The 8,975-nt window shown below is 54.5% G+C and carries 14 protein-coding genes; 9 read left to right on the top strand and 5 right to left on the bottom strand.

Annotation, left to right across the window (positions count from 1 at the left end):
* Positions 1 to 115 precede the first annotated feature (115 nt).
* The 9 genes from ACR0MO_RS14080 (at position 116) to ACR0MO_RS14040 (ending at position 6,557) form a co-directional block, all read left to right on the top strand.
* A complete protein-coding gene (locus ACR0MO_RS14080; protein WP_480891865.1) occupies positions 116 to 1,438 on the top strand; it encodes a tyrosine-type recombinase/integrase in 1,323 nt (440 codons plus the stop codon).
* Positions 1,431 to 2,129 (top strand): hypothetical protein, encoded by a 699-nt coding sequence (locus ACR0MO_RS14075; RefSeq protein ID WP_480891862.1) that lies wholly within the window; start codon positions 1,431 to 1,433, stop codon positions 2,127 to 2,129. Before ACR0MO_RS14080 ends, ACR0MO_RS14075 begins: the two co-directional genes overlap by 8 nt.
* A 119-nt stretch (positions 2,130 to 2,248) precedes the next feature.
* On the top strand, positions 2,249 to 2,455 hold the full coding sequence (locus ACR0MO_RS14070) for a helix-turn-helix transcriptional regulator (protein WP_480891858.1): 207 nt from the start codon (positions 2,249 to 2,251) through the stop codon (positions 2,453 to 2,455).
* Between the two features lie 40 nt (positions 2,456 to 2,495).
* Positions 2,496 to 3,575, top strand: coding sequence for a DUF7146 domain-containing protein (locus ACR0MO_RS14065; RefSeq protein WP_480891855.1), 1,080 nt, complete (start codon positions 2,496 to 2,498; stop codon positions 3,573 to 3,575).
* The gene (locus ACR0MO_RS14060; protein WP_480891852.1) at positions 3,572 to 5,086 is read left to right on the top strand and encodes a DUF3631 domain-containing protein; all 1,515 of its coding nucleotides are present in this window, start codon (positions 3,572 to 3,574) and stop codon (positions 5,084 to 5,086) included. The genes ACR0MO_RS14065 and ACR0MO_RS14060 overlap by 4 nt, the downstream gene beginning before the upstream one ends.
* Positions 5,083 to 5,424 carry a TubC N-terminal docking domain-related protein gene (locus ACR0MO_RS14055; protein ID WP_480891849.1) on the top strand — a complete coding sequence of 114 codons (342 nt, stop codon included), beginning with the start codon at positions 5,083 to 5,085 and terminating at the stop codon, positions 5,422 to 5,424. The genes ACR0MO_RS14060 and ACR0MO_RS14055 overlap by 4 nt, the downstream gene beginning before the upstream one ends.
* Positions 5,414 to 5,860: a DUF5681 domain-containing protein gene (locus tag ACR0MO_RS14050; protein WP_480891846.1), complete on the top strand. Its 447-nt coding sequence runs from the start codon at positions 5,414 to 5,416 to the stop codon at positions 5,858 to 5,860. The genes ACR0MO_RS14055 and ACR0MO_RS14050 overlap by 11 nt, the downstream gene beginning before the upstream one ends.
* Positions 5,857 to 6,171, top strand: a complete 315-nt coding sequence (locus ACR0MO_RS14045; RefSeq protein WP_480891844.1) for a hypothetical protein — start codon at positions 5,857 to 5,859, stop codon at positions 6,169 to 6,171. The genes ACR0MO_RS14050 and ACR0MO_RS14045 overlap by 4 nt, the downstream gene beginning before the upstream one ends.
* Positions 6,172 to 6,185: 14 nt before the next feature.
* Positions 6,186 to 6,557 carry a hypothetical protein gene (locus tag ACR0MO_RS14040; RefSeq protein WP_480891842.1) on the top strand — a complete coding sequence of 124 codons (372 nt, stop codon included), beginning with the start codon at positions 6,186 to 6,188 and terminating at the stop codon, positions 6,555 to 6,557.
* Between the two features lie 302 nt (positions 6,558 to 6,859).
* On the opposite strand, the gene ACR0MO_RS14035 is transcribed toward ACR0MO_RS14040, so the two are convergent.
* The 5 genes from ACR0MO_RS14035 to ACR0MO_RS14015 all read right to left on the bottom strand — a co-directional run bounded on the left by ACR0MO_RS14035 (position 6,860) and on the right by ACR0MO_RS14015 (position 8,605).
* A complete protein-coding gene (locus ACR0MO_RS14035) occupies positions 6,860 to 7,132 on the bottom strand; it encodes a hypothetical protein (RefSeq protein ID WP_480891839.1) in 273 nt (90 codons plus the stop codon).
* 43 nt (positions 7,133 to 7,175) lie between these two features.
* Positions 7,176 to 7,736: a hypothetical protein gene (locus ACR0MO_RS14030; RefSeq protein ID WP_480891836.1), complete on the bottom strand. Its 561-nt coding sequence runs from the start codon at positions 7,734 to 7,736 to the stop codon at positions 7,176 to 7,178.
* A 34-nt stretch (positions 7,737 to 7,770) separates the two neighbouring features.
* Positions 7,771 to 8,091 (bottom strand): ArsR/SmtB family transcription factor, encoded by a 321-nt coding sequence (locus ACR0MO_RS14025; protein ID WP_480891834.1) that lies wholly within the window; start codon positions 8,089 to 8,091, stop codon positions 7,771 to 7,773.
* 5 nt (positions 8,092 to 8,096) lie between these two features.
* Positions 8,097 to 8,351 carry a hypothetical protein gene (locus ACR0MO_RS14020; protein WP_480891831.1) on the bottom strand — a complete coding sequence of 85 codons (255 nt, stop codon included), beginning with the start codon at positions 8,349 to 8,351 and terminating at the stop codon, positions 8,097 to 8,099.
* Between the two features lie 68 nt (positions 8,352 to 8,419).
* The gene (locus ACR0MO_RS14015; RefSeq protein ID WP_480891828.1) at positions 8,420 to 8,605 is read right to left on the bottom strand and encodes a hypothetical protein; all 186 of its coding nucleotides are present in this window, start codon (positions 8,603 to 8,605) and stop codon (positions 8,420 to 8,422) included.
* Positions 8,606 to 8,975: the final 370 nt, after the last annotated feature.

The following is an 8,975-nucleotide window of genomic DNA, read 5'->3' as shown; positions in this document are numbered from 1 at the left end:
GACTTTCTGAATAATTGCGCATTGTCCCCTAGACAAAAAACGTCTACATTCATCCACAACTGTCTATCACAATCCAGCCGATTTTGTCCCCCATGAGTCCCCTAGAGGCGATTTGATGAAAAAGGAACTGAACGACCGATACCTAAAGAGCCTGACGCCACCGGCTGACGGACGGATTGAGATATCGGATACAAAGCGTGTCGGGCTGCGGCTTAGGGTGTACCCTGCCCGCGCGGTGTGGATGTACGAAAAGCGCGTGAAGGGCGGCGCGAAGCGGAAGCACACATTCGGTACGTACTGCACTTGGTCAGCATCGAACAAGCGGGAAGACGGGGCGATTGGTCTTTCCGAGGCGCGAGCCATGGCGCTTGAGATAGAGGCCGAGGCGGCGCGTGGGTTTGATAGGGTGTTAGAGGCCCAACAGGTCCGCCGGGAACAAGAACGAGCCGCAGCGACCGCGCAAACGCTTCAAGATGTGCTGGACCTGTACGAAGAACTACACCTGTCCAATCTGAAACGCCGAGGCGAAAGAAAGCGCCAGCTTGAGGACGCGCTGAGCCAACACCTTACCCAGCCCATTGGTGACTTGACCCGCGCCAGCCTCCAAAAGCCGATTGATGACAAGGCAAAGGAAGGCAAATTGTTCATGGCGAACCGAATCAGGGCCGCTATCAAGCATTTCACGCGCTGGGCATGGCGGCGGGAATATCTGGGACAGGATATCGGTGACCGCTTAGAGCGCGCCACAAAAGAGCAAATCCGGGATCGCGTTCTGTCTATCCCCGAGATACGGGCAATCTGGGAAAAGACTTATGAGCTAGGGGATCTGTGGGGGCCACCTGTCCGCCTTCTGCTGCTGACTGTCCAGCGGCGAACATCAATCAACAACTTGCGCAAGAGCGAGTTGGAATTATCGAAGTCTCGGTTCAGGAAAGCCATATCACAGGAAAAGAACGACCGAGGGCACCTGACCCATTTGTCGGCCCCGGCGCTAGTTGAGATTCAAGCGGTACTGACCCGCCACGAGCAGGCAAAAGCCGATGCGCGCAAAAACAAGAAATCCGGCAAGGCACCTGCTAAAACTGCTGATTTCGCTAAATCGGACCTCTTGTTCACCACGACCGGCAGAACACCGATTTCAGGATGGAGCAAAATGAAGGCCCGGCTTGACGAGTTGCTGGGCGATGATTTCGAGCCATGGCGTTTGCATGATTTCAGAACTGCGTTTGCAACTCACATGGCAGAGCGTGGAATATCTGAGGCCATAGTGGATCGGGTTTTGAACCACGCTGCCACGGGATCAAAGCCGAGTGCGGTTGCGAGGATTTACAATCGGGCTGAGCTACTGGATCAGCGCGCCGTTGCGCTGGACAGGTGGGCAGAACTGGTGACGCAGGAATGTGCGGACGTGATTGCGATAGGAGCGGGAAATGACTGACGTTCATGAAAACCGTCCCGCAATCGACGCGCTTAGAACAGCCCAGATGTACTGGCCCACGGAAGCTGATGAGCCGCTGATTGACACAGATAAGTACGTGCGAATTCGCGAGGTTTGCCGAGCCTTGGAACAGTTGAGGGGCAAGGCCAAGGGTGACGACGTGGATTTCGTAGCCTACGGCGCTGTTTGGAATGCTCTTCGCAGCGGTGCGTTGGCGGCTCGCGTTTTAGAAACAAACACAGTTATTCCCCAAGTGGCTTGGCCGCAAATCCTGCCAACGGCTCAAGATGACGATCCAGAAACGACGCCAGATGAAGCGGTGTGGCTATCCAATCTTTGGTATTCCACGCTTCCCGAGTACGATTTCGTTGAAGCTCTGATGGAGACACCAGAGGGCGGGCTAAGGCCGTTCGCGGGCAAGTTACCGCTGATTGAATTTGATAACGCTGTCAGTTGGTTGGCCCTGACAGCGTCCGCTGGCCGGGTGAAAGCCATAAAATCGTTTTCAACCACCGAAGAAACGGAACGAGAGTTTCTAGCATGGATTGAAGAGAACCCGAACTCAACCGACGCGCAGCGCAACCAATGGTATCGGGATCACGGTCTGAGCCGTAAGCGGGGGCGTGAACTGTGGAGTGACCTCAAGCCAATCGGCGGCTCCAAGCCCGGCCCGAAGTCCAAAGGTAAATAATCCTCGCCGTTTTCTGTCTTTATCCGTCAACGGCGAAGTTGGCGAGGTTCCGGCGACGTTGGCGGCGAAATTAGCATCGGCGACCCTGTGTGCACCAACGCAGCACAGAGGTGAGCAAGATGGAAAACAGTACTCAAGTTCTCGTCAGGCCGAGGGCCACAGACGTAGCTGGTGCGACCAGCTACACAGGCATGTCTCGTGCGACTCTGTACGCCGAGATGAAGGCGGGGAATTTGAAGTTCGTAAAACTCGGTGGTGCCACTCGTCTGGAATATGACGAATTGGATCGCTGGTTCGATCAGAAGACAAATGAATCCGCTTCCTAAAAGAAACCCCCACCCGAGGCACGGGCGGAGGCAAATTCTTTTGGGTGACATCAAGAGTATAGCCGAAAGCCACGTGCCTTTCAACTCGAAAGAGGTAATAAGGCATGATTATCAACAAAAACAAAACTATCGAAAGCAGTTCTCACCCGGTCAAAGTTGTGGGAGCGCGCGAACTGCAGGTAAGCACTCTGCGCCGGAAACATGGATTGCCGGAAACCGCAGCAGGTTTGATTGCAACTTTGCACTTCGGCGAGGTGCAGTCATGACTGGCCAGGAACTGACATTCGCCCTCGGAGGCGTCTGGCGCAATGGGCATGGTTCTGCACCGTGCCCGGTGTGCCAACCGGAGCGCCGCAGGGACCAAAACGCTCTTTCCGTTTCCGAACATGGCGGCAAGCTGCTTCTGTACTGCTTCAAGAGCGGATGCGCCTTTAAGGACATCGCCTACGCGGCCAAAGTTCCGGTTACATCGGTGCGGGTGGATCGCGAAGCACAGCGAGAGGCCGAACAGAAGCGTAAGGACTACGAGGCCAACAAGCTGCGGCAGGCCCAAGGGATCTGGGAAGCATCCCAGCCCATCGAACGCACAAAGGGCGAGACATACCTACGGGGGCGGGGTATCACCTGCCCCTTGCCGCCTTCCCTCCGCTGGGCACCTGACCTGTTCCACACCCCTTCAACCTCTTGGTGCGCGGCAATGGTGGCTCAGGTTTCAACCGGGGCCATTCACCGAACATTCTTCGACAAGAAGGGCATCAGGGTCACCAAATCCCCGAAGCTAATGCTGGGGCCCTGCGCTGGCGGCGCTGTTGTTCTGTCAGAGGCTCAGGGGCCGTTGGTGGTTTGCGAAGGCATAGAAACCGGCCTTTCCCTGCTTTCAGGGCTTCTGAGCGAGCCAGCGAGGGTCTGGGCCACCCTCAGCACCTCAGGAATGAAAGCACTGCGCCTGCCGAATGAACCGGGGGCGCTGATTATCGCAACAGACGGAGACTCAGCCGGACGGGAAGCGGGCGACAAGCTGGCATCTCGGGCGCACGCCCTGGGCTGGAACGTATCAATGATGCCTGCGCCAGACGGGCAGGACTGGAATGACACCCTGACAGAGGGAGCAGTGATATGACGACCTTAGCAGAGCAGGCAATCGTGCCGTTCACACCGGACACAGACGAGATTGCAATCTTGGAATTGGCCGCAATGCCTATCCTTGAATACGAGCGGTGCCGGGACGCCAAGGCACAGGAACTGGGCGTCCGAGTTTCAGCCCTCGACAAGATGGTTGAAGCCAAACGGCCACGAGTAGAACCCAAGTCAGTTAGCATCGTTGATGAGGTTGAGCCGTGGGAAACCCCGGTATCCGGGGCAAAACTGATTGATGAGGTGCTGAGCACCATTCATCGGTTCTGCGTACTGCCGGAACACTCGGATGTGGTTATGGCGTTCTGGGTGCTTCACGCCCACGCCCACGACGCTGCCGACATTTCCCCGATCCTGGCATTCACCAGCCCGGAAAAACGCTGCGGGAAAAGCACGGCGCTGAACGTTGTGTCTGTCATGGTTCCGAAGCCAATACACACCGTCAATACAAGCGCAGCAGTCGTATTCAGGGTCATGGACGCTTATCGGCCCACGGTTCTGATTGACGAGGCTGACACCTTCCTGTCCGACAAGGACGAACTGCGCGGCATCCTCAACGGCGGGCACAACAGGCTGACAGCCAAAGTGTTGCGGACAGTCGGGGATGACCACGAACCCCGCGCCTTTTGCGCATGGGCACCTAAGTGCATTGCGATGATTGGCAGCCTGCCCGACACGCTGGAAGACCGGGCGCTTGTCGTAAGGCTTCGCAGGAAACAGCCAGGGGAAGTGGTTGAGCGCTTCCGGGGTGACCGCATTCAGCAGTTCGTTCCTATTTGCCGTGAGGCCAAGCGCTGGGCACAGGACAACACGGACAGGCTGCGCGGCATGGACCCTAACGTTCCCGATGCTCTGCACGACCGAGCACAGGACAACGCACGGGCGATGATTGCGATTGCAGACCTGATTGGTGGCGAGTGGCCGAACCGGCTGCGCAACGCTTTGGTGGCAATGGCAGCACTTAGCGACGATGATCCCAAGAGCGCCGGGGTGCTGCTGCTGCGCGATATTGCTGAGATACTTGAATCCCGTCGCGGCGGTCACATCACCAGCACAGACCTTGTTGAAGAACTCTGCAAGCTGGAGGAAAGCCCCTGGGCAGAATGGCGTCGAGGGCAGCCCATCACGTCGCGCGGTGTGGCCAAGCTTTTGAAGCCGTACAACATCAAACCCAACCGGACGAGTAGCTATCGGCACTATGAAATCAGCGACTTCCGGGACGCATTTGATAGGTATCTCCACGACACCCCCAAACAAGCGTCTCTAAGTGTCACCAGCAGCCAAATGACTGAAATTGAACAAGAAAAAGGTGACGGATACGATGACACTTACGACCGGATGACACTTGCAAGTGTCACTGCCTCACAAGTGTCACCGCAAGTGTCACCGGAAAATCATTCAAATTCAGCAAGTTATCCAGCGGTGACGCTTGGAGACACTTACTCAGGGGGTGCTGGAGGAAAGGGTACATCTAACGAGGTGGAGGGCGAGGTATGAGCGCAGCGATTGAGTTGATTGAAAGCCTTCAACAGCAGGGCGTCCAGTTCGAACTGGCAGGTGACAAGGTGAAGTTCCGGGGCGACCGCGACTTGCTCACGCCGGATCGGATCGAGGCCCTGAAACAGAGTAAGGGGGAAGTGATTGAGTTCTTGAGAAAGGGCGCGCCCCCAAAGCAGCCCAACAAGGTTGGCGTAGGTGGCAGGCCCGTCACATGGACTGGAAAAGTCGTCAGCCTGGATGAGTGGCGGCGTCTGTCTGATTGGGAACGGTACGGCCCGAACGGGCGCGTGTGGAACGGCAAGACTCAAAAATGGGAAAGAGCAAATGAGCAGTGATGACAACCGTAATAGCGGCGAAAATACGGATGACAGAAACCCGGACGGCACTTTTGCTGTGGGTAACCCTGGCAAGCCGAAAGGATCGCGCAACAGAGCCACACAGGCAGTTGAGCAGATGCTACAGGGTCAAGTCGAGGAACTGACGCAGAGTGCAATCAACAAGGCTTTGGAGGGTGACACCACGGCCCTGCGGCTTTGTCTGGAGAGGATCGCGCCCGCACGAAAGGATGCGCCCATCAGCTTTGAGCTTCCACCTATCGATACAGCGCAGGACGCCTCACAGGCCGCTCAGGCGGTCATAAGGGCCGTTTCTCAGGGCGAGATAAGCCCGTTGGAGGGAGCGGCGGTTATGGGCCTGATTGAGCAGTATCGCAGAGTTTTGGAAGTCACCGAACTGGAAGAACGCATAGCAGCACTGGAGGCAGCGAAATGAACATTCGAAACCGCATTCACAAGCTTGAAGAGAAGTCTGGCAACGCATTCAAGGTCGCGATTGCCAAGGGCGAGTTCATTGACGGCAAAGGAAACCCAATTTCAACGGAAGAAGGTTATCCGCGAAATCTGGAAGAGGACGTTCATTTCGCCGTTGTAAGCGTCTCTGATTGCGATGAGACCGTTACGCTGCACCGTGAACACGAAGAGCCGGGCGCGGATTTCATGCTCCGTTTTGACGAAACTGCCAACCTGATTGGCAAAAGAGCCGGAGCAACCGTGACGTTGCGCTGGGACGTTAAGTGGATCTGAGAGGAGCAGGAAACATGAGCATCCGAAACAGAGTTAACCGACTGGAAGCCCAGAAGGGCACCAAGAAAATGACTGCGATTATTCACTTGCCGAAGGACATGACAGATGAAGATGAGGTGCGCGAAGTCGTGGATCGTCTTACCGCCGACATCCCAGAGCCGTTTGATGAGTGGATAATTCATGACAACGACGCCACCGAGCCGACGATTGGCGTTGTGGATCTGGATGAGTTGTTGGCTGACATAGCCGCCAACAGCAAACGGATTGGGTGGATGCGTGACCAAATCTGGCGACTCTGCTTAATTGAGTGCGGGGTCGCCAAACATCCGTTCTTCGTTTTCAAAGACAGAGAAAGAGATGCGTGGTTGTGCCGGTATCGTAGTTAAGCGTTGAGCTTGCGTACTCTGGCGTTTTCCCAACCTTTCCGCAAATGCGTATGGCCTCAGATTGAATTTCCGGTAAGCTTGGGTCCGCTTCTGCAAAGATGGTAGACTGTTGAATTTCTACGCTACTGCCGTTGAAACCTGTCACGAAAGGGGCGGGTTCTTCGCAGCCAGCGAGGATTAACAAAAATGTAGTACTTGCGAGAATTCTAATCGTCATGAACGGGTCCCATAAAGTATTTGAAAAGCAAGGATATCTTAAGAGTATGGCTTACGAGTTTCAATCGTTCCAATGTCTCCCAACCCTAGAATAGCCGCATAGCGACGGGTGCCATCTGCAACAAGGTTCCGAGTACAATCAGTAGGAGGCCGCGCTTTGCCCACTTGGAAGCTGCCAGCAGGTTCTGAACCATTGGTGCCTGGATATTCTCTTGGGGATCCTTAGATGCCCAGCGGCTAACACCGATATGTAATGCATCATCAGGCTTTAGAATTACCGCCCAAGCCGTTACTCCTGCGCCGACCAGTGTTGCCGTTAGTCCCAGCAGGGTCAGCCAATCCGAAGCTACGTCAGTCATCTATTGCGCCTTCGTTCTATGCAAATCTGCAAGCATTGAAGTGTCACATAAACAATGAAACAAGCGCAAACACTCCCAGCGTAGCTGGGACAAAAAGATACCATCCGTATAGGAGCAACTGCCCCAGTCGATGCACTTCTCTCAGGTTTCGACCGGCGCCGCTCAACGCATTAGACGCGGTAGAAAATCTACCTTCGACACCCTTCAATATCTGACGTATTTCCTTTTCTTCCACACCCGCTTCCGACAACTGCTTGCTAGCATTTCTCAAACCATGCGCGACCTCAGCGAGTACCTCAGAGCGCCCTCGCACATCAACGTTGAACATGTCATCAGCCGTTACGTTCGCTGTGTCGTACCATTTTGAGTAGCTGACCCAGTCAGAGGCCCAATTCAACACAAGCGAAATTATCAAGAAGACCGTCGTCACAGCTCCCACAAAATCAAACAATTCGACTGGCAAGCCTTTGATTCCAAGAACGCTGAGGTCCTCAAGAGGAATGGCAAACCACCAGACTACTAGAATAGTAGAACTCACAATGACCAACGACCGAGCCGCCACTTGAGTTGGCCTCGAAACGAGTTCTCTGCCTTCGATAATCATCTAGCCTCTCACGCAATGGTTTGTTGCATTGCAACTATTCGTGCCGACAAAACGACTCGTGCAAGGTCGCGATGACGGCACGAACTCGTTCATCGGACACCCGATAATAGACTTCCCTGCCCTCTCTCCGACCTGAAACCAGCCCCGACAAGCGCAACCGAGTTACCTGTTGTGACGTAGCCGCTTGTCGCGCACCCAGTGCCTGCTGAATCTCTGTAACTGTCATTTCTCCTTGCATAAGAAAGCAGACAATTGAAAGCCTTTGGTCATGCGCCAGAGCTTTCAAGAAGTCCGTGGCCTCGCGGGACTTCTCTTCGACTCTAGTCGCCGAGAACTGGGTCGATTTGCTGTTCACAACACCTAACTCGATGAATCTGCGCCCATGAAGCTTAACGCGCCTTCGTTGTTTAGCACTTGCAACGCGGCTTCCAGAGCTTCGCTGTCGGAGCCGAACTTGTCATCCCAAACGTAACTGGCTTCCTCGTAGTCAATGACTTCCAAGGTCCACTGGTCCTGGGTTTCCAGTCGGTAGACTTCGATTTCAAAACGGTATCCGTCTACTACAACTGTTTGGCACTTGTCGGACATTACCAATTTTGGCTCATCAATGTTCATGTCATCGCCTCTTCAGTGCGACAAAGTCGAATAATCCAGCACACTTCAAATTTTCTTCCTTCGAAACACTAGTCGTTGTTCGCAGCCCGCAGGTAAGGCTTTAGCCATGCAGCGGGCAACCAGTTGTCAAAGCCGGAGTAGCGAACTTTGAACACTGCTGCCCCGTCTTGAAATATCGGGCCTTCGACAATCGTGCCGACATTGCTCTGAGTATCGTCCGGGAAAATGGCAAATACCTTGTCACCGACTTTCATCTGTTAGCCACTCACTTAACTCCAAATGGTCGTACGAAATGAGTAACACAGAACTCAAGGTGTGACATGCAATATGCAAGTGGGCAGCTATGGGAAACGAGGAGCGACGCGCCGAACTCGTACCCCCTCATTGAAAATCGTAAACCCCCATTCACGACGCGCCGCACTCGCTCGCTATCCAGCCGGAATGTTTGAATTGTGGCAATTTCATTAAAGTAAGCGCGGATATGATCCAGCGGGTTGACCGTGTATTGGCGAAGAAAAAAGGTCAGGCGGCGCAACCTGGTGCAAGGCAATTCCAATAAAGCCAAACTGTCTGGTTGAAGTTCAAAGTGAATAATCCAGCATGCACTACCAGAGTCATTGCTTT

The sequence above is a fragment of the Ruegeria sp. K5 genome, assembly GCF_056531805.1.
This window is presented reverse-complemented; position numbering and strand designations above follow the sequence as displayed.